Below are 18,974 nucleotides of genomic sequence, written 5' to 3' on the forward strand. Positions count from 1 at the left end.
CGCTCTCGGTGAATGACACGATCGAGCGAAGATCTTCGCCCGCGAGGCCGCTTAGGGTGTGGGCCATGTCGGATACTCCCCGAGCCAGAGCGCTGGGAAAGGAATTGCGGGCGGTTCGAGAGCAATCCGGTCTGACCTTGCGCCAGCTCGGTGTTCTGATCGGGTGTTCGGAAGCCAAGGTCAGCCGGATGGAGACGGCCCGACGTCGCCTGGCGCCGAATTCCGTGCGGGCATTCCTGGACGCCGTGGACGTGCGCGGCGCGAACCGGACCCGGTTGTTGCGGCTCGCCTACGACATCGACGAACCGGTGTGGTGCGAATCGGGCGGCGGACTGCCCGCGCAACTCACCGAACTCATCGAAGCGGAAAGCCGCGCCGTGTCCATCACCGAGGTCTCGGAAGTCCTCGTCCCCGGATTGCTGCAGATTCCGGACTACACCCGCCCGCTGTTCCGGGCGGCGGACGTGCCCGCCGACCAGGTGGACCCGAGGATCACGGCGCGGCTGGCCCGGCAGCGGATCCTGCACGGCCCGGAACCGACCCGGTACCAGGTGCTGCTGGACGAGGCGGCGCTCTGCCGGCCGGTGGGCGGACCTGCGGCGATGGCCGCTCAGCTGCGCAGCGTGGTGACCTCCTGCGACTCGCCGAACATCACCGTCCAGGTGATTCCCTTCACGGCGGGCGCGCACACCGGGCTCGACGGTCCCTTCCTGCTGCTGGAGTTCCCGCGGAGCAGGCCGCTGGTCCACCTGGAGCAGCGCCGGTGCGGCGCGTTCCTGGATGACCCGGACGACGTAACGCCCTTCCAACAGGCTCGTTCTAGGCTGTGCCGGGCCGCGTTGAGCCCTAATTGTTCCCAGGAGCTCATCGCGGCATACGCGCGCAGGTACGAGTCCGGGGAGGAAACCAACCATGGGGAAGGGGAAATGGCGGAAATCGAGTTACAGCGCTAGCCAATCGGCGTGCGTGGAGGTGGGTTCTCTCGCGATGCGGGTCGACGTCCGCGATTCCAAGGATCGGTCGGCCGTCCTGCGCTTCCAACCCGAGCAGTGGCGGACGTTCGTCGCCGAGCTCAAGCATTCCGACTGAGCGTCCGCGCCATCGGCGTGACCGGAGCGCGCCGCCGGAGCAACCGGGGAACGCGGTCCCGGGCCCGGCCGCGCGAGACGCGAGCGAGTGAGGGGACTCCCCGTCCGAAGTCAAGGATCACCCCCGAAAGCCACCCGATCGAGGGCAGACTGTTGAACTGGGCGCACCCCCGGCCTCTAGGGTGCTCGGGGGTTTCGGGATCACGGTCCGGCCCGCGCGAACCGTTCGGGGGAATTCGGGTTCGGGTGCGGTTCGTCCTGCCGCGCAGGCGGGCCCGGCGAAGACACCGTCGCGACCCCGCGGTGGTGGCGAAGGAGTAGTTGGTGTCCCTGCACGTCTCGGTCGACTTCGGCACCTCCAGCACCTGCACGGTGGTGTCCGTCGGCGGCGGTGAACCGCAGGTGGTGGTCGTCGACGGGCAGCCGCTGGTGCCCTCCGCGGTGTTCGCCGCGGCCGACGGCACGCTGTTCGTCGGCCACGAGGCGGAGCGCCAGGCCGCGGTCGACCCCTCCCGGTTCGAACCGCATCCCAAGCGCCGCATCGACGAAGGCGAGCTGCTGCTGGGCGCGAGCGTGCTGCGCGTCGGCGACGTGGTGCGGGCGGTGTTGCAGCGCGCCGTCGGTGAGGCCCGGCGCTTCGCGGGCGGCGCGGTCGTGGACCTGCTGGTCCTCACCCACCCCGCCGACTGGGGCGCCGTCCGCGCGGGCGTGCTGCGCCAGGCCGCGGCCGGGCTGGCGAAGGAGCTCGTGCTCGTCCCCGAGCCGGTCGCCGCCGCCGTCTTCCACTCCGCCGGCCACGGGCTGCCGGACGGCGGCGCGCTGGCGGTGCTCGACCTCGGCGGGGGAACCGTCGACGCCAGCGTGGTCCGCAAGGAGGGCCACTCCTTCCGGGTGCTGGCGACCAAGGGCGACCCGCACTTCGGCGGCGCCGACGTCGACCAGGCGCTGCTGGAGCACATCGGATCCGTCGTGTCCGGGATGGACCCGGCGGCCTGGCACAAGCTCGTCGACGGCCGCGAGATGGCCGACCGCAGGCGGCGCCGGGTGCTGCGGCAGGACGTGCGGGGCGCCAAGGAAACGCTGTCCCGGCACGCCTACACCGACGTGCCGATGCCCCCGCCGTTCTCCGACGCGCACGTCACCCGCGCCGACCTGGAGCGGCTGATCGTCGCGCCGCTGGCCAGGGCGGCCGAGCTGGTCTCGGCGACCCTCCGCGAGGGCCAGGTCCCCCGGGAACGGCTGGCCGGGGTGTTCCTGGTCGGCGGTTCCAGCCGGATCCCGCTGGTGGCCCGGTTGATCCACGAGCGCACCGGGGTCCTGCCGACCACCTTGGACCAACCCGAGACCGTGGTCGCCCGCGGCGCGCTGCGGGCGGTGCGGCTCGACCCGGAGCGCACCGGTGGCCTCGCGCCCGCGGGGGGACACCGGGGCGGCGCCTCCCAGCCCACCGCGCACCACGCGCGGGCCGGTGGCCCGCGACCGCCGTGGGCGCCGCAACCCGTCCCGGCCGGTGACTCGCTCAGCCGCGCCTCCACCGTGGTCATCGGCGGCAGCGATCAGACTCGCCCGGTCTTCCACACGCCGGCGCCCGCGTCCTCCTCCTCGCGGCCCTGGCTGCTCGGCGCGGCGGTGGTGGCCGCCGTCGCGGTGGTGGCGGTCGTCTCGGTGCTGCTGGTGCGGGCCGGTGGAGGGCGGGCCGAGCAGGCGCCGCGGCACGTCGCCCAGTACGAGTACGCCTTCGACTACCCGGGCGGCTGGCGGCAGACCGGTGGTGACCCCGAGCTGTGGCAGACGATCGTCGCGCCGCGCACCGGCGGGGAGGACCTGGTGCTCGTGCAGCAGGGCGACCTCGGCTACGACACCGAGGCGGGTCGTTCCCGGGCCGTCTCCGGCCTGCGGCAGCAGTACGACAGCTCCAACGCCGCGGGCGGGCGGTTCTCCGACTTCTCCCCGGAGACGACCTTCGCCGGGCAGCGGGCGGTCTACTACCGCGAGTCGCTGCCGGGGTCGCAGGTCGAGTGGTTCGTGCTGCACCGCGATCACTTCCAGATCAGCGTCGGCTGCCGCTACGGCCCCGAGGGCAAGGAGGAGGTCCGGCGCGCCTGCGAGCAGGTCGTGTCCACCCTCACCACCGGCGAGCGCTGAGGAATGCGCGCAGCGCGGTGGCGAATGCGAATCGCGAATGCGAATCGGCGGCGTGTCGGTGCGGAGATGCCGCGAACCGCGGATTCTTCCCATTCGCTAATGGCGGGTTGACCTGCGGTTATCCCGATCTTCGTGCGCACTCGCAACCGTTCCCGGAAAAAGCTGGGACAGGGGGGAACCGGGCGTGGCAATGTCTGCGTCGTAGGTTCATCGATCTTCGAGCAACGAATGAAGGGGGCTCACCTATGAGCGGGATGGGTACCGATGCGGACCTGATGGCCAAGGCCGCAGGCCAGGTCGAAGAGGTTCGGGGCAACGTCGAGAACGCGGTGAACACGCTGCAGTCGCAGATCGACCCGGTGCTGGTCTCCTGGAAGGGTGGCGCGTCCGACGTCTTCCGCCGCCTGATGGACGCGTTCAAGGAGAACGCCGACACCATCAACCGCAAGCTGGGCGAGATCAGCGAGAACATCCAGTCCTCGGGTCAGGACTACATGCAGCGCGAAGAGGAGCAGGCCGCCGAGATCTCCAAGATCGAGGGCATGCTCGGCGGCTGAGTCCCGCCTCGACGCTCGCATTCTCCGCTTTCTTCCGACACTCCACTTGAGGGGACACCACCATGGAAATCCGCGTTGATTTCGGCCAGCTGAGCCAGGCCGCCGACGACCTGGGCGGCGCCGCCACGAAGATCCAGAGCGAGCTGGACGAGCTGGAGAACATGCTCAAGCCGCTCGTGAACACCTGGGAGGGCCAGGCGCAGGAGGCGTACCGCGCCGCGCAGGACGAGTGGGACAAGGCCGCCCAGAACATGATCGAGATCGCCGCGAAGATGGGCATGGCCGTCAACGCCGCGAACGAGTCCTACCAGGCCGGTGAGGCCAAGAACGCCGGTCGCTTCGGCGGCTGATCGCCCTGCCCGGCCCATCGCCGACCCCCCGGACGCCGCCGCGTCCCGGGGTCGGCGGTGTTCGGTCGGGCGGGTGTCCGGCCCGGCCGGGGCGCCGGGTACGATCCCCTCGGTGAGAAGGCACGCCGACGGCGATCCCGGTTACGGGGGACCCCGTCTCGGTGGGGCTTTTCGCCAACGAGTACCCTGATTGTTTGTTGTGCGGTGCGCGACTGCGGTGTTGGAGCGGTGACCGGCCCAGCGGCGACCCGGCGAGAGCCGGGGCCGAACGGGGCCAACAGGTCTCTGGTGACACTCAGGACGTGCCGGTTCCCCGGCCCGGCCGGGGCATCCGACCCGGCACGGTTCCGATGGGCTCCCCGGAGGAACACGGGGTCCGCACCGAGATTCCGACGCGAACGACGACGAGGTAGATCCGTGCGCACGTACAGCCCGAAGGCCGGCGAGGTGACCCGCGCCTGGCATGTCATCGACGCCGAGGACGTGGTGCTCGGCCGGCTGTCCACCCAGGCCGCCCTCCTGCTGCGCGGCAAGCACAAGCCGACCTACGCCCCGCACCTCGACACCGGCGACTTCGTGGTCATCGTCAACGCTGAGAAGGTGGCGCTGACCGGCAAGAAGCGCGACCAGGCGTTCCACTACCGGCACAGCGGTTACCCGGGTGGTCTGCGGAAGCAGTCGCTGGGGCAGGTTCTGGACTCCAAGCACCCCGAGCGCGTGCTGGAGAAGGCCATCCAGGGGATGCTGCCGAAGAACAAGCTCGGCCGCGCCATGGGCAAGAAGCTCAAGGTCTACGCAGGCCCGGAGCACCCGCACGCCGCCCAGAACCCGCAGCCGTACCAGATCAACGCGAAGGTCGAGAAGTGACCGAGGGACCCGAGGACCAGCCCGTGACCACTCCTGAGCCGGAAGAGACCCCGGTTATCGAGACCGTCGGCGAGGACGTCGTCGAGAACATCGGCGACAACTTCGCCGAGACCACTGAGGTGGACGTCGAGGACGCCCCTCAGGAGTTCGCGCCGATCCCGTCCGGTCGCGCCGTGCAGACCGTTGGCCGCCGCAAGGAAGCCATCGTCCGCGTGCGCCTGACCTCCGGCAGCGGTGGGTTCAAGCTCAACGGCAAGGCGCTCGAGGACTACTTCCCGAACAAGGTCCACCAGCAGATCGTGAAGGAACCGCTGGTCCTCGTGGAGCGCGCCGAAGGCTTCGACGTGCACGCGAACCTCAACGGCGGTGGCCCCTCCGGTCAGGCCGGTGCGCTGCGCATGGCCATCGCGCGTGCGCTCATCGAGCTCGACGCCGATGACCGCCCGGCGCTGAAGAAGGCCGGGATGCTCACCCGCGACCCGCGGGAGAAGGAGCGCAAGAAGTACGGCCTGAAGAAGGCCCGCAAGGCTCCGCAGTACAGCAAGCGCTGAGCTTTCGTACGATTCACGGGAGCAGCCGTGGCGTCCGCGCGACGCCGGGGCTGCTCCCGTGATCTTTTTGTGCGCCGGGTGGGGATCCGGCGCGGCTCCGCCGTCGATCCAGGAGGATTCGCAGCACATGTCTCGGCTGTTCGGCACCGACGGGGTCCGAGGTCTCGCGAACTCGGACCTGACGCCGGAACTGGCGCTGTCCGTGGCTGCCGCGGCGGCCCGCGTGCTCTACGACCGGGACGACTCGCGCCGCCGGGTCGCCGTCGTGGGCCGCGACCCGCGGGCCAGCGGCGAGATGCTGGAGGCCGCGGTCACCGCCGGGCTGAGCTCGGCGGGCATGGACGTGCTGCGCGTCGGCGTGCTGCCCACGCCCGCCGTCGCCCACCTGGTCGGTGCGCTGAGCGCGGACATCGGCGTGATGATCTCCGCCTCGCACAACCCGATGCCGGACAACGGCATCAAGCTGTTCGCCGCGGGCGGGCACAAGCTGCCGGACGCGGTGGAGGACGAGATCGCCGCCCGGCTCGACGAGGACGTGAGCCGTCCCACCGGCGTGCACGTGGGCCGGGTGCGGGACGTGCCGGACTCGGTGCAGCGCTACGTGGATCACCTGCTGGTGGCCACGCCGCAGCGGCTGGACGGGATCCGGGTCGTGGTGGACTGCGCCAACGGCGCCGCCTCCAGCGCGGCCCCGGAGGCCTACCGCCGCGCGGGCGCCGACGTGGTGGCCGTGCACGCGGACCCCGACGGGATCAACATCAACGACGGCGTGGGCTCGACGCACCTGGAGAAGGTCCGGGCCGCCGTCCTGGAGCACGGCGCCGACCTGGGCATCGCGCACGACGGTGACGCCGACCGCTGCCTCGCCGTGGACGCGGACGGCGAGGTCGTCGACGGCGACCAGATCCTCGCGGTGCTGGCGGTCGCGATGAAGGAGGCGGGCGAGCTCGCCGACGAAACCCTGGTCGCCACCGTGATGAGCAACCTGGGCCTGCACCTGGCGATGCGCGAGCACGGCGTGAAGCTCCGCACCACCAAGGTCGGCGACCGCTACGTGCTGGAGGAGCTGCGCGCGGGCGGTTTCACGCTGGGCGGTGAGCAGTCCGGCCACGTGGTGCTGCCCGGCCACGCCACCACCGGCGACGGCCTGCTGACCGCGCTGCGCCTGATGGGCCGGATGGCCGCGACCGGTGAGTCGCTGGCCGCGCTGGCCGCGACGATGCGCAGGCTGCCGCAGGTCCTGGTGAACGTGCGGGTCGCGGACAAGGGCCGGGCCGTTGCCGCGCCCGCGGTCTCCGAGGCCGTCACCGCGGCCGAGACCGAGCTCGGCGAGCACGGCCGGGTGCTGCTGCGCCCGTCCGGGACCGAGCAGCTGGTGCGGGTGATGGTGGAGGCGCCGAGCCAGGAGATCGCCGACGACACCGCGCGACGGCTCGCGGGGGTCGTTGCTGCGATCCGGTGACCCTGTGATCCAGATCTCCCCAGATCATGAGATCTGTGAGACGCTGCTCACATGGGTGCCATCGTCGTCGCCGCTGTCGTCGGGATCGTCGCGCTGAGCTTGCTCGCCGCGGTCCTGGTCCTGTCCGCTCTCGGCATCGCCGGGACCAAGGCCATCAACGCCGTCCACGACGGCGGCCAGTGGTGGGTGAACCGCCGCGGCCGCAGGCACCACGGCTGAGCGGGCGCGGTCGATGCGCGGGGAGTGGTGGGCGAACCTGATCGTCCTCGTGGTCCTGCCGTTGGCGGGTCTCGCGGTGGCGACCGTGCTCGCGATGGTGATCATCTCCCTGTGACCCCCGCCCGGCCGACCCCCGCCCGGCGGCCCTGCTCGCACGTCCTGTTCTCGCCCCCGCGATGAGCCTTCGCGTATGCAAGGAGATCATCGGATCTGGCCCGCGCGCGTCGCGCGGCTGCCAAGGTGGGGAACCTGGGCGCCACCACCGGACGTCGCACCGCTGCGCGCCGGTCGTGGCGTGACGGGCGAGGAGGGGCGATCATGTCAGGTTTCGGGGCGAACTCGGGCGAGTTGGTCGCGGCCGCGAGCAGCATCAGGGGCGCCGCCGATCCGGTCCGCGACGAGCACGGCGAGAGGATCGCGGGCCTCCGGATCGGTGGTGACGCGTTCGGGCGCGTGCACGGGCAGGCCGCGGGCGGTTACCAGGAGGGCATGGCCAAGCTGGCCAGGTCCGTGACCTCCGTCGCGGACGCGATGGACGACTTCTCCGGCAAGCTGGAGCAGACCGGACACGGCTACGACTGGTCCGATGCCGACGCCGCCGACACCGTCGGAAAGTCGGGGAACGCCTGATGGCGGACGAGAAGGACAACCCGTCGTGGAACGAGATCAAGGCCGTGCTCGACGACGGCGAGGTCTCCGACGAGAAGAAGCGCGCTCTCGTCCTCGCCTACAACGTCACCGTTGACGACGGTCTGTTCGGCAACGGCGTCGCCGACGAAGCGCAGTCGTACTTCGACAAGTACGACGACGCCCTCGGCAAGAGCATCGCCGAGGGCTTCTTCACCCCGGACCCCAACGAGAAGCTGCAAGATCTCTACGCGGACGCGAAGAAGCAATCCGACGAGGCGGGGGAGCGGGACCGCCGGCACGACGAGGCGGTGCGGGACGGCAAGGCCGCGATCGAGGGCACCCAGCGCGCGGCCGACAACGGCGAGAAGGGCGGCGCGGGCGCCGACTCCTCGGACGAGCTGCTGGACGCGGGCGACGCCGGGCTGCGCTTCTTCCGCGACCTGCTCCCGGTTTACCACCGAATCGGCGCTATCAAGAACGGCAAGGCCGGGGTCGGGCAGGTGAAGCAGGCCGAGGACCGCTTCCACGAGCAGCGCGGCATCGCGTTCGCCGAGTTCGCCCGCGGTGCCGAGGCGCTGAACGCGGCCGAGCGCGGACTGCGCGATGCCCACGAGAGCATGGCCTCGCGGCTCGGTCGGCTCTGGAAGGACTGGTCCGGGCCGGCCTCCGACAGCGCGCAGCGGTTCTTCGCGGAGAAGTTCACCCCGACCGTCAACGAGCGCGTGATCGACCGGTTGAGCACCGCCGCCCAGAGCACCACCGCCGCGCTGCGGGGACTCGGGGACCTGTGCCGGGAGAAGTCCCGCTACGTCCTGGAGCTGGAAGCCCGGCGCGAGCAGATCACGTGCGGGAAGAGCACGAAGGACTGGAACACCACCGTCGACCTGGCCAACGGGAACCAGGACGACGAGGTGATCCGCAAGGTCGCCTCGATCTGGGGCATCCCCATCGACGAGTCCTGCGGGGACGCCGCCCAGGAGACCAAGGACGCGGCCGTCCAGAAGGCGCAGGAGATGGTCGACTCCTTCGCCGAGGCCGTCGAGGAGGAGTGGAAGAACTTCGACGCCAAGTGCGCGGGCACGAAGAAGGCCGTGGACGAGACGTGGTCGAAGCTGAACGACGAGCTCGGCAAGGCCGAGGAGAACCCGTTCGGCGATCCCGGTCCCGCCCCGGATGAGTCCGGTCCCGGTCAGCGGGGCCCCGGTCAGCAAGGCCCGGGTCAGCAAGGCCCGGGTCAGCAGGGGCCGGGGCAGGCGGGTGGCTCTCCCGGTGGTGCTCCGGGTGGCTCGTCCGGCGGTGCCGCCGGAGGCTCGGCCGGGGGCGCTGGCGGTGCCCCCGCGATGCCGGAGGCGCCCCGGGGCCCCGAGATGCCCCAGGCGCCCGAGATGCCGCCGGAGCCGGAGATGCCGCCGGAGCCGGAGATGCCCGCGGCACCGGAGTTGTCGGAGCCCGGGCCGCGACCGGGAGAGCCGGGCGGGCCCGAGGTCAGGACCGTCGGCGAGGGCCGCGACGCCGTGCGGGTCCAGGAGCCCGACCAGCAGGGCACCTCCCGGGTCACGATCACCGGTGCGGACGGGCAGCCGAAGACCTACGACGTGCGGTTCGGCCCGGAGGCGGGCCAGCCGGGCGACCTCCCGGGCATCGGCACGAACCCGACCCCGGGCGCGATGCCGGCAGCCGCGGGTCAACCCGGCGCTCCCGGGCCGGTCCCGGGCCAGCCGGGCGTGCCGGGGCAGCCGCCCGCGATCCCGGTGGTGCCGGGGGCGGACGGCGCGGCGGTGATCCAGGAGGGCGACCGCACGATCACGCTGGAGCGCGGGCCGGACGGCGCGATCGCCGTGGGCGTGCGCGGCGGCGCCGACCAGCCGCCGTTCCAGGAGACCGTGTCCTTCGGCGACGAGCAGGCGGGCACCCCGCAGCCGGGCATCCCGCAGCCGGGGACTTCGCCGCTGGGAACTCCGCAGTCGGACGCCCCGCCGCCGCCCGCCGTGCCGGGCGCGGAACCGATCCCCGCTCCGCCGGTCGGGGGCGAACCGATCCCGGCTCCGGCGGAGCCCGCGCCGGGCGCCGCGTTCGACCCGGCCCCGTCGGCGACCCCGCCGCAGGTCGGCGGTTTCGACGCGGCGTCCGGCGGCACCGAGCCGGTGGCGCCGGAGGCGGGAACGGCCGCCGCACCGGACCTCGACGGTCCGGCCCCGACTGCTCCGCAGTCGGCGGGTCTCAGCCTGGCGGGCGCCTTCGCGCGCGACGGCGTGGCGAACTCGTTCACCAGCATGTCCGGTCAGCTGTTCGCGGGAGACCTCGCCGGGGACCCGTCCGCCCAGCAGCCGGTTCCGTTCGGCGGCCCGCCGCCGCAGTCCGGGGCGACCGGCCTGGCCAGCGCGCACGACGCCGCCCAGGGCAGCTCGCAGGGCGCGACCGGGCTGGCCTCGATGGGCGACCCGGTCGCGGGCCAGGGCGGTGCTCAGCAGGCCGGCGGGATGGGCGGCGGCATGATGGGTGGCATGGGCGGCGGCCAGCAGAACGGCGGCGGCGACCAGGAGCGGACGAACTCGAGCCCGTGGCGCACCCGGGGCCAGTTGTTCGACGACGTGCAGGAGCAGTCCGACACCCGCTTCCGCGCGGTGTTCGGCGAGGACCGGCGAGGGTGACCCCGCTGCCGGGGAGGGCGGTCTGAGATGGGCGTCGAGACACCGGACGCGCGCGCGTTCCGGGAATCGATGAACCGGTTGGTCGGCGAGGACGTCAACCGCGGTCACGAGCTCACGAGGAGCTCGCGGGAGAGCGCCGAGCGGGCGAGCGCGAGCATCGCGAGCACCGTGGACACGGCGAAGCGGATGGCCGAGCGGATCCGGGAGCGGGCCGAGCGGGAGAACGCCGAGCGCGGCGGGGTCTCCGAGATCGACGTCCGGGTGCGGGACGACGAGGAGGAGCCCGCCGACCAGGCGCCGCGCCGGGCCGCTCCGGCTTCCGCGCGCCCTGCCGCGCGGCGCCGTCCTCCGGTCGAGGACGACGACGAGGACTTCTTCACCAACCAGACCTGGCTGCGCTGAGCGGGGGACGGGGGCGGCCCGCCGCACCGTCCGCCGGGGAGATCCGGACCGGCGGGCTCAGGCGGCGCGGGCGGCGGTGCGGGTGCGGGCCCGGTCGAGGGTGGCGCCGGAGAAGTCGTCGTCGAGCAGCGCGGCCCCGCGCTCGTCACCGTTGAGGGTGCGCAGCAGGAACGCCGTGAGCAGCGCCCGCGCGGTGCGCTGGGTGCGGTACTCGGGCTTGCCGTCCAGCAGCAGTTCGGTCCAGTGCCTGCCCTCGGTGAACCCGAGGTGGGTGGCCTTGGGCAGTTCGCGCAGCTGCACCGGCCCGCCCCAGGCGGCGGCGATCGGCTGCGCGTTCGAGACCGCCGGGGCCAGCAGGTCCTTGCCACCGGCCAGGTGCAGCCCGGGGACGGTGACCCGGTGCGCGGCGGCCAGCGCCGAGGGCATCGTCTCGGTCACCGCGAAGGTCGCGGCGGCGCGGATCCGCGGGTCCTCGGCGGCGGCGAGGATCGCGCTGCCGCCACCGAGCGCGTGCCCGGCGACGGCGAGCTTGCGCTCGTCCACGCTGATCGCGCCCTCGCCGAGCCGGACGCCGGTGCAGATGTCCAGCGCGGTGCGCAGGTCGGCGGCCAGCAGCCGGTGCGAGGCCAGCGGGCCGCGCTGGGTGCCGGGAGCGGCGGCGACGACGCCCCAGGACGCGAGGTGGCGCAGCAGCCCGGCGTAGCGGCGCGGCGACTGGAGCCAGCCGTGGCCGAACGCGACGGCGGGCAGCCCCTTCCCGCTGCGCGGGGTGCACACGACGCCGGGCAGTCCGACCAGCGCGAGATCGCCGTGCAGCACCTCGTGCGGTCCCCGGTGGGCCAGTTCTTCCAACGCCTTCTTGGCATTCCGCGCCATGGTGGGTCACGGTAGCCGACGTGCCCGCGGGCACGCCCACGCGACGGCCCGCGCGCGGGACGTGTCCGACGCCTCGGCCGCGCCGCACCGGTCTCCCGGGCCGCCTGCCCCGCGCGGTACCACCGCGCCCGCTCCCCGCTTGGCGGGCTCGTGATTCGCTGAACAGCGAAGATCCGGTTCTTCGTCGTGCGGAGGCCTGGTGCCGTGCCCGTTCTGAGACGTTCCGCGGCGGTGGCTACGCTGACTCGGGTGTGCGGCATCGTGGGTTACGTAGGACATCGTCAGGCGCTGGACGTGGTGCTGGACGGGCTCAGGCGGCTGGAGTACCGGGGTTACGACTCGGCAGGCATCGCCATGCTCGACGGCGCGGGTGGGCTCGCGGTGGAGCGGGCGGCGGGTGCGCTGTCGAACCTGGAGGGCAAGCTCGCCGGGCAGGACGCCTCCCGGTTCGCGGCCACCAGCGGGATGGGCCACACCAGGTGGGCCACGCACGGCGCGCCGACCGACCGCAACGCGCACCCGCACCGGGACGCGGCGGGCAAGGTCGCCGTGGTGCACAACGGCATCATCGAGAACTTCGCGGCCCTGCGCGCCGAACTGGAGTCCGCCGGTGTCGAGATGGCCAGCGAGACCGACTCCGAGACGGCGGCGCACCTGGTCGCGGCGGCTCACGCCGCGGGCCCGACCGCGGGTGACCTGACCGCCAGCACCCGCGCGGTGGCGCGGCGGCTGGAGGGCGCGTTCACGCTGCTGGTCACGCACGCCGACGAGCCCGGCACGATCGTGGCGGCGCGGCGCTCCTCCCCGCTCGTGGTCGGCGTCGGCGAGGGCGAGCACTTCCTCGCCTCCGACGTGGCGGCGTTCATCGAGCACACCCGGGACGCGGTGGAGCTCGGGCAGGACCAGGTCGTCACCATCGACCGCGACGGCTACCGGGTCACCGACTTCCACGGCGCCGAGGTGCCGGCGAAGCCGTTCACGGTGGACTGGGACCTCTCGGCCGCCGAGAAGGGCGGCCACGACTACTTCATGCTCAAGGAGATCGAGGAGCAGCCCGAGGCGCTGGAGAACACGCTGCGCGGGCACTTCTCGGGGCGCGGCATCATCCTCGACGAGCAGCGGATGACCGAGCAGGACCTGCGCGACATCGACAAGGTCTTCGTCGTGGCCTGCGGGACCGCGTACCACTCCGGGCTGCTGGCCAAGTACGCCATCGAGCACTGGTGCCGCATCCCGGTCGAGGTCGAGCTGGCCAGCGAGTTCCGCTACCGCGACCCGGTGCTGGGCCGCGACACGCTGGTCGTGGCGATCTCCCAGTCCGGCGAGACCGCCGACACCCTGGAAGCGGTGCGGCACGCGCGCACCCAGCGCGCCCGGGTGCTGGCCATCTGCAACACGAACGGGGCGCAGATCCCGCGCGAGTCGGACGCGGTGCTCTACACCCACGCGGGCCCGGAGATCGGGGTGGCCGCGACGAAGACCTTCCTCGCGCAGATCACCGCGAACTACCTGGTGGGACTCGCCTTGGCGCAGGCGCGCGGGACGAAGTACTCCGACGAGGTGGCCCGCGAGTTCGAGGAGCTCGCCGCGATGCCGGACGCGGTGCGGCAGGCGCTGGCCTCGGTGGACCAGGTGCGGACCTTGGCCCGCGAGCTCGCCGACTCGAAGGCGGTGCTGTTCCTCGGCCGCCACGTCGGCTACCCGGTGGCGCTGGAGGGCGCGCTCAAGCTCAAGGAGCTCGCCTACATGCACGCGGAGGGCTTCGCGGCCGGCGAGCTCAAGCACGGGCCCATCGCGCTGATCGAGGACCGGCTGCCGGTGGTCGTGGTGATGCCGTCGGCGAAGGGCCGGGCGCTGCTGCACTCGAAGATGCTGTCCAACATCCGCGAGATCCAGGCGCGCGGCGCCCGCACCGTGGTCATCGCGGAGGAGGGCGACGAGGCGGTGCGTCCGTTCGCCGACGAGCTGATCGAGATCCCGGCGGTGCCGACGCTGCTGCAACCGCTGGTGTCCACGGTCCCGCTGCAGGTGCTCGCCGCCGAGATCGCCCGCGCGCGCGGCTACGACGTGGACAAGCCGCGGAACCTGGCCAAGTCGGTCACCGTGGAGTGATCCCCGGCCGAACTCCGGAGCGGACCGTCCGAGCCTCGGGCGGTCCGCTCCGCTGTCCCCGGGCCGCGGCAGGCCGGGCGCGCATCGGGTAGGACGGCAGCAACCGCGAAGGGGAGGTCCTCAGTGCAGGGAATCTGGAGCCCGGAGCAGATCCGGTCCGCCGAGCGCGTCGTGTTCGATCGGATCCCCGAACCCGTCGTGATGCGCCGGGCCGCGTTCGCCGTGGCCGTGCACTCCGCGCGGCTGCTGGCCGAGACCTCCGGCGCGGTCGCGGGCCGACGGGTGGTGCTGCTCGTCGGCGGTGGGAACAACGGCGGCGACGCGCTCTGGGCGGGCGTCGAGCTGCGCCGCCGGGGAGCCGGGGTCACCGCCGTGCTGCTGTCGCCGGACAAGGCGCACCCGGCGGGCCTGGCCGCGCTGCGCCGGGCGCGCGGGCGGGTCGTCGAGGCCGGAGGACCGGGCGCGGACACCGCGGGCATCGGGGCGGCCGCCGCCGACGCCGTGCAGCGGGCGGACCTGGTGCTCGACGGCATCGTGGGCCTGTCGGCGCGGGGGAGCCTGCGGCCGGTCGCGGCCGAGCTCGTCGCCCGGGTGCGGGCCCCGATCGTCGCGGTCGACCTGCCCAGCGGCGTGGACCCGGTCACCGGGGCGGTCGACGGCCCGGCGGTGGACGCGGACCTGACGGTCACCTTCGGCGGCCGCAAGCCCTGCCACGTGCTCGGCGCCGGTTCGGTGCGCTCCGGCGAGGTGGTGGTGGCCGACATCGGCCTGGGCGGCGACCTGCCGGAACCGGAGCTGCTGGTGCTGGAGCACGCGGACGTGGGCGCGGCGTGGCCGGTGCCCAGCGCCTCGGACGACAAGTACTCGCAGGGCGTCGTCGGCGTCGCCGCCGGCTCGGCCACCTACCCGGGAGCGGCGGTGCTGGCGGCGGGCTCGGCGGTGCAGGCGACCTCGGGCATGGTCCGCTACGCGGGGCCCGCGGCCGACGTGGTGCGCGCGCGGTGGCCGGAGGTCGTGGCCACCGGGTCGATCACCGACGCGGGCCGGGTGCAGGCCTGGGCGGTCGGCCCGGGGATCGGCACCGGGGCGAGCGGGCGGGAGGTGCTGCGGCGGGTGCTGGAGTCCGGCCGCCCGGTGTGCGCGGACGCCGACTCGATCACCCTGCTGGCCCAGGACCCGACGTTGTGGGACGCCCGCGACCCGGACGCCGCGCTGGTGCTCACCCCGCACGCCGGGGAGTTCGCCCGGCTCGCCGGGGACGTCGGGGCCGACCGGGTGGCGGCGGCGCGGGAGGTGGCGCGCCGGTACGACGTGGTGCTGCTGCTCAAGGGCAATTCCACCGTGGTCGCCGCTCCGGACGGGCGGGTGCTGGTGAACGACGCGCCCCACGCCTGGCCCGCGACGGCCGGATCGGGCGACGTGCTCACCGGGCTCATCGGCGCGCTGCTGGCGGCCGGGGTGGACCCGTGGCTCGCCTGCGGCTGCGCGGCGCACGCGCACGCGCTGGCCGCCGAGCTCGCCGCGTTCGGACCGACGGCGGAGGAGGATCCGGTCGGCGCCCCGATCGGGGCCTCCGCGCTGCTGGCCGCGCTGCCCGCGGCGATCCGCGCGCTCCGAGCCTCCTGATCACGGACGGTGATATCCTGGAGTCTCGCAGTGATCGATCCGGGAGTGGGATGTGGGGGTCCGTCACATATGCGGGCGTTGATCGTCATCTCGTGTGCGACGATGTCGGCGCCATGAGCGAACAGCCCGCGCACCGCGCCGACCTGCGCATTGACGTCGCCGCGCTGCGGCACAACGTCGGACTGCTGGCCGAGCGCGCCCGCCGGTCCGGCGCCCGGACGATGGTGGTCGCGAAGTCCGACGGCTACGGCCACGGGGCCGCCGCGGTGGCCCGGGCCGCGCTGGAGGCCGGGGCCTCCGCGATCGGCGTCGCCGCGATCGAGGAGGCGCTGCGGCTGCGCGCGGAGGGGATCATCGCTCCGCTGCTGTGCTGGCTGCACACCCCGTGGGACGACTTCGGCGCCGCCGTCGAAGCGGACGTGGAGCTCGCCGCCTCCTCGGAGGCCGAGCTCGACGCCATCCGCGCCGCCGCCGAGCGGAGCTCCCGCACCGCCCGGGTGCACCTCAAGATCGACACCGGGTTGAACCGGAACGGCTGCCCGCCCGCGCTGTGGCCCGAGCTGGTGGCCCGCGCGGCGAAGGCCCAGGCCGAGGGCTCGGTCCGGGTCGTCGCGATCTGGTCGCACCTGGCCTGCGCCGACGAGCTGGGCCACCCCTCGATCGACGCGCAGGCCGCTCGCTTCCAGGACGCCTACGAGCACGCGCTGGCCGCCGGGCTCACCCCGCTGCGGCACCTGGCGAACTCGGCCGCCGTGCTGACCCGCCCCGACCTGCACTTCGACCTGGTCCGGCCGGGCATCGCCGCCTACGGGCTGGACCCGGTGCCGCAGGACGGCGACCACGGACTGATCCCGGCGATGACCTTCCGCTCGACCGTGGTGCTGGTGAAGCGGGTCGCGGCCGGGGAGAGCGTGTCCTACGGGCACCGCTGGACCGCCGAGCGCGAGTGCACGCTCGCGCTGGTCCCGGTGGGCTACGCCGACGGCGTGCCGCGCAGCCTCTCGGGCCGGATGCAGGTGTGGCTCGCGGGCCGCCGCAGGCCCGTGGTGGGCCGGGTGTGCATGGACCAGCTCGTCGTGTGCTGCGACGACGATCCGATCGAGGTCGGCGAGGAAGTCGTGCTGTTCGGCTCCGGCGAGCGGGGCGAACCGACCGCCGCCGAGTGGGCCGAGGAGCTCGGCACGATCCACTACGAGATCGTCACCGGCATGTTCCGACCCCGGGTGACGCGCACGGTGACGGAGGAGGCGCCATGAGGCCGGTGTGGCAGGCGCTCGCCTGGACCAGCGGCGTCCTCGGCGCGGCGGTCACCGGTGCCGCCGTCGGCGTCGCCGCGCACTCCTCGCGCGTCGCCACCCAGCGCGACGACGAGAGCGACCTGCACGCTGAGGAAGCGCTCGGCAGGCTGCGACCGGACCGGCAGTCCACGGTCGCCGCCGACGACGGCGTTCCGCTGGCGGTGCAGGAGATCAAGCCGGCCGACGGCGGGCACGCCGAACTCACCGTGGTGCTGGTGCACGGCTACGCGCTCGACTCCCGGTGCTGGCACTTCCAGCGCCGCGACCTGCCGGGGATGACCGAGCCGCGGGTGCGGGTGGTGCAGTTCGACCAGCGCAGCCACGGCCGCTCCGGGCACTCCTCCCGGGAGAACAGCACGATCGAGCAGCTCGGCCGCGACCTGGACGCCGTGATCCGGGCGACCGCGCGGCGCGGCCCGGTGGTGCTGGTGGGGCACTCGATGGGCGGCATGGCGATCATGGCCTTGGCCGAGCAGCAGCCGAGGCTGTTCCGCGACCGGGTGTGCGCGGTGGCGTTCATGAGCACGTCCGCGGGCGAGATCGGGGCCTCCGGGCTGCCGAAGCCCTGGCTGTCCAAGCACAACCCGATCACCCGCGGTCTCGGCGTGCTGGCCGGCTTGCAGCCCGAGCTGGTCGAGCGGGTGCGGCGCACCGGCGGGCGGCTGGCCTGGAACATCGTGCGGGCGCTGTCCTTCGGCGACCGGGACGTGAGCCCCTCGCTGGTGGACCTGATGAACAAGATGATCACCGCGACGACGGTCGAGGTGGTGACGGACTTCCTGGAGACGCTGGGCTCGCACGACCGCAAGGCCGCGCTCGCGGGGCTGCGCCACACCGACGTGCTGGTGCTCAGCGGCGACGCCGACCGGCTCACCCCGTTCTCGCACTCCGAGGTGATCGCCGGCGAGCTGCCCGACGCCGAGCTGGTGCGCGTCGAGGGCGCCGGGCACATGGCGATGCTGGAACAGCACGAGCTCGTCACCCGGCACCTGGTCGGCCTGGTGCGTCGCGCCGCGCAGCGGATCTCCGGTGGTGAGAAGGAAGTGAGCACTCGGTCATGAGCACGGATCTGGCGTCCACCACCGAACTGGCGACGCCGCAGGAGGCGCTGGACTTCGGCCGCAGGCTGGGGGAGGTGCTGCGGGCCGGGGACCTGGTCGTGCTGGAGGGACCGCTCGGCGCGGGCAAGACGGTGCTGGCGAAGGGGATCGCGGCGGGCATGGGCGTGACCGGGCAGGTCACCTCGCCGACCTTCGTGATCGCCCGCGTGCACCACCCGGCGGCGGCCGGGCCCGCGCTGGTGCACGTCGACGCCTACCGGCTCACCGGGCTGGAGGACATCGACGACCTGGACCTGGACACCGACCTCACGGACGCGGTGGTCGTGGTCGAGTGGGGCGCGGAAGTCGCCGACCGGCTGGCGGACGAGTTCCTGGTGGTCCGCCTGCACCGCCGTCCGGACGACGTCCGCGAGCTCGCCCTGGAGCCGCACGGCCCCACCTGGGCCTCCCGCCTCACCCTCCCCTGACCGGCACCGCCCGAGGCACGCCCGGCCCTTCCCCGCCGCCCGAGGCCATGCCCGGACCTTCCCTGCCCGGCGCCGACGGAGGCACGCCCGGAACCTCCCCGCCCCGAGACCGCCGCCCTGCGCCGGACCCTCGCGACCCCCGCGCCTCCAACCCACCCGCCCGCGCGCCTAACTCCCCGAACCCTCGCGGCTCCCACCCCATCCAGCGATCACCCGGCCGCGCACTCCCACCCCCGCACGCCCCTGCGTCACCCCCACAACCCCCGACCAGAGCCGCACGCAATTTCACGAGAAATCGCGCCACCGCCGCCCCCGGGCTCGCGATTTCTCGCGAAATGTCGGTCACCCAGGCCTTCGCGGCTCGCGATTTCTCGCGAAATGTGGGGCTCCAGGGCGCCGGGGGCGCGATTTCGCGAGAAATCGCGGCCTCGGTGGGCGGTGGGATGGCGGGCCTTGGTGCGCTGGGGGTGGGGTGCGCCCCGGGGGGAGGGCGATTTCTCGGGAAATCGCGGGGCTGCGGAGGGTGGTGCGGGGGATCCCTCAGCGGTGGGGCAAGACCGGAGGTGGGGGAGTGGTGTGAACGTAGGGTGAGCGGGCACGACAGGCGGAGCG

General features: G+C 73.3%; 18 protein-coding genes. 17 read left to right on the forward strand and 1 reads right to left on the reverse strand.

Annotated elements, in window-relative coordinates; all coding sequences use genetic code 11:
* The first annotated feature begins 8 nt into the window (after positions 1 to 8).
* The 12 genes from ACL03H_RS05480 (at position 9) to ACL03H_RS05535 (ending at position 10,922) form a co-directional block, all read left to right on the forward strand.
* Positions 9 to 953 carry a helix-turn-helix domain-containing protein gene (locus ACL03H_RS05480; protein ID WP_412809977.1) on the forward strand — a complete coding sequence of 315 codons (945 nt, stop codon included), beginning with the start codon at positions 9 to 11 and terminating at the stop codon, positions 951 to 953.
* A complete protein-coding gene (locus ACL03H_RS05485) occupies positions 913 to 1,089 on the forward strand; it encodes a DUF397 domain-containing protein (RefSeq protein WP_412809978.1) in 177 nt (58 codons plus the stop codon). The genes ACL03H_RS05480 and ACL03H_RS05485 overlap by 41 nt, the downstream gene beginning before the upstream one ends.
* A gap of 323 nt (positions 1,090 to 1,412) precedes the next feature.
* Positions 1,413 to 3,233, forward strand: a complete 1,821-nt coding sequence (locus ACL03H_RS05490) for a type VII secretion-associated protein (RefSeq protein WP_412809979.1) — start codon at positions 1,413 to 1,415, stop codon at positions 3,231 to 3,233.
* A 245-nt stretch (positions 3,234 to 3,478) separates the two neighbouring features.
* Entirely contained in the window at positions 3,479 to 3,790 is a 312-nt protein-coding gene (locus ACL03H_RS05495) for a WXG100 family type VII secretion target (RefSeq protein WP_412809980.1), read from the forward strand.
* 62 nt (positions 3,791 to 3,852) lie between these two features.
* The gene (locus tag ACL03H_RS05500) at positions 3,853 to 4,140 is read left to right on the forward strand and encodes a WXG100 family type VII secretion target (protein WP_412809981.1); all 288 of its coding nucleotides are present in this window, start codon (positions 3,853 to 3,855) and stop codon (positions 4,138 to 4,140) included.
* A 417-nt stretch (positions 4,141 to 4,557) separates the two neighbouring features.
* Complete coding sequence (rplM, locus tag ACL03H_RS05505) at positions 4,558 to 5,007, forward strand: 50S ribosomal protein L13 (RefSeq protein WP_412809982.1); 450 nt, start codon at positions 4,558 to 4,560, stop codon at positions 5,005 to 5,007.
* 23 nt (positions 5,008 to 5,030) lie between these two features.
* Positions 5,031 to 5,558, forward strand: a complete 528-nt coding sequence (gene rpsI, locus ACL03H_RS05510; protein WP_459561768.1) for a 30S ribosomal protein S9 — start codon at positions 5,031 to 5,033, stop codon at positions 5,556 to 5,558.
* A 127-nt stretch (positions 5,559 to 5,685) separates the two neighbouring features.
* Positions 5,686 to 7,020, forward strand: coding sequence for a phosphoglucosamine mutase (gene glmM, locus ACL03H_RS05515; protein WP_412809983.1), 1,335 nt, complete (start codon positions 5,686 to 5,688; stop codon positions 7,018 to 7,020).
* Between the two features lie 51 nt (positions 7,021 to 7,071).
* Complete coding sequence (locus ACL03H_RS05520) at positions 7,072 to 7,239, forward strand: hypothetical protein (RefSeq protein WP_412809984.1); 168 nt, start codon at positions 7,072 to 7,074, stop codon at positions 7,237 to 7,239.
* A 318-nt stretch (positions 7,240 to 7,557) separates the two neighbouring features.
* Complete coding sequence (locus ACL03H_RS05525; protein WP_412809985.1) at positions 7,558 to 7,869, forward strand: WXG100 family type VII secretion target; 312 nt, start codon at positions 7,558 to 7,560, stop codon at positions 7,867 to 7,869.
* Positions 7,869 to 10,520 (forward strand): hypothetical protein, encoded by a 2,652-nt coding sequence (locus ACL03H_RS05530; RefSeq protein ID WP_412809986.1) that lies wholly within the window; start codon positions 7,869 to 7,871, stop codon positions 10,518 to 10,520. The genes ACL03H_RS05525 and ACL03H_RS05530 overlap by 1 nt, the downstream gene beginning before the upstream one ends.
* Positions 10,521 to 10,547: 27 nt before the next feature.
* Positions 10,548 to 10,922, forward strand: coding sequence for a hypothetical protein (locus ACL03H_RS05535; protein ID WP_412809987.1), 375 nt, complete (start codon positions 10,548 to 10,550; stop codon positions 10,920 to 10,922).
* Positions 10,923 to 10,979: 57 nt separating this feature from the next.
* Here the strand turns inward: ACL03H_RS05535 and ACL03H_RS05540 are convergent, their stop codons facing one another.
* Complete coding sequence (locus tag ACL03H_RS05540; protein WP_412809988.1) at positions 10,980 to 11,798, reverse strand: dienelactone hydrolase family protein; 819 nt, start codon at positions 11,796 to 11,798, stop codon at positions 10,980 to 10,982.
* 249 nt (positions 11,799 to 12,047) lie between these two features.
* On the opposite strand from ACL03H_RS05540, the gene glmS reads away from it, so the two are divergent.
* The 5 genes from glmS to tsaE all read left to right on the forward strand — a co-directional run bounded on the left by glmS (position 12,048) and on the right by tsaE (position 18,362).
* Entirely contained in the window at positions 12,048 to 13,910 is a 1,863-nt protein-coding gene (gene glmS, locus ACL03H_RS05545; RefSeq protein WP_412809989.1) for a glutamine--fructose-6-phosphate transaminase (isomerizing), read from the forward strand.
* A gap of 123 nt (positions 13,911 to 14,033) precedes the next feature.
* The gene (locus ACL03H_RS05550; RefSeq protein WP_412809990.1) at positions 14,034 to 15,536 is read left to right on the forward strand and encodes an NAD(P)H-hydrate dehydratase; all 1,503 of its coding nucleotides are present in this window, start codon (positions 14,034 to 14,036) and stop codon (positions 15,534 to 15,536) included.
* 113 nt (positions 15,537 to 15,649) lie between these two features.
* Positions 15,650 to 16,792 (forward strand): alanine racemase, encoded by a 1,143-nt coding sequence (gene alr / locus ACL03H_RS05555; RefSeq protein WP_412810018.1) that lies wholly within the window; start codon positions 15,650 to 15,652, stop codon positions 16,790 to 16,792.
* The gene (locus tag ACL03H_RS05560; RefSeq protein WP_412809991.1) at positions 16,789 to 17,895 is read left to right on the forward strand and encodes an alpha/beta fold hydrolase; all 1,107 of its coding nucleotides are present in this window, start codon (positions 16,789 to 16,791) and stop codon (positions 17,893 to 17,895) included. Before alr ends, ACL03H_RS05560 begins: the two co-directional genes overlap by 4 nt.
* Positions 17,892 to 18,362 (forward strand): tRNA (adenosine(37)-N6)-threonylcarbamoyltransferase complex ATPase subunit type 1 TsaE, encoded by a 471-nt coding sequence (gene tsaE, locus ACL03H_RS05565; protein ID WP_412809992.1) that lies wholly within the window; start codon positions 17,892 to 17,894, stop codon positions 18,360 to 18,362. The genes ACL03H_RS05560 and tsaE overlap by 4 nt, the downstream gene beginning before the upstream one ends.
* Positions 18,363 to 18,974 lie beyond the last annotated feature (612 nt).

The organism is Saccharopolyspora antibiotica, from assembly GCF_047200635.1.
Classification (GTDB): Bacteria; Actinomycetota; Actinomycetes; order Mycobacteriales; family Pseudonocardiaceae; genus Saccharopolyspora_C.

Coding starts and splice junctions, on each gene's coding strand:
- ACL03H_RS05485 (WP_412809978.1), top strand. CDS start 913: ATGGGGAAGGGGAAATGGCGGAAATCGAGTTACAGCGCTAGCCAATCG.
- ACL03H_RS05495 (WP_412809980.1), top strand. CDS start 3,479: ATGAGCGGGATGGGTACCGATGCGGACCTGATGGCCAAGGCCGCAGGC.
- ACL03H_RS05500 (WP_412809981.1), top strand. CDS start 3,853: ATGGAAATCCGCGTTGATTTCGGCCAGCTGAGCCAGGCCGCCGACGAC.
- glmM (WP_412809983.1), top strand. CDS start 5,686: ATGTCTCGGCTGTTCGGCACCGACGGGGTCCGAGGTCTCGCGAACTCG.
- ACL03H_RS05520 (WP_412809984.1), top strand. CDS start 7,072: ATGGGTGCCATCGTCGTCGCCGCTGTCGTCGGGATCGTCGCGCTGAGC.
- ACL03H_RS05525 (WP_412809985.1), top strand. CDS start 7,558: ATGTCAGGTTTCGGGGCGAACTCGGGCGAGTTGGTCGCGGCCGCGAGC.
- ACL03H_RS05530 (WP_412809986.1), top strand. CDS start 7,869: ATGGCGGACGAGAAGGACAACCCGTCGTGGAACGAGATCAAGGCCGTG.
- ACL03H_RS05535 (WP_412809987.1), top strand. CDS start 10,548: ATGGGCGTCGAGACACCGGACGCGCGCGCGTTCCGGGAATCGATGAAC.
- ACL03H_RS05540 (WP_412809988.1), bottom strand. CDS start 11,798: ATGGCGCGGAATGCCAAGAAGGCGTTGGAAGAACTGGCCCACCGGGGA.
- alr (WP_412810018.1), top strand. CDS start 15,650: ATGAGCGAACAGCCCGCGCACCGCGCCGACCTGCGCATTGACGTCGCC.
- ACL03H_RS05560 (WP_412809991.1), top strand. CDS start 16,789: ATGAGGCCGGTGTGGCAGGCGCTCGCCTGGACCAGCGGCGTCCTCGGC.
- tsaE (WP_412809992.1), top strand. CDS start 17,892: ATGAGCACGGATCTGGCGTCCACCACCGAACTGGCGACGCCGCAGGAG.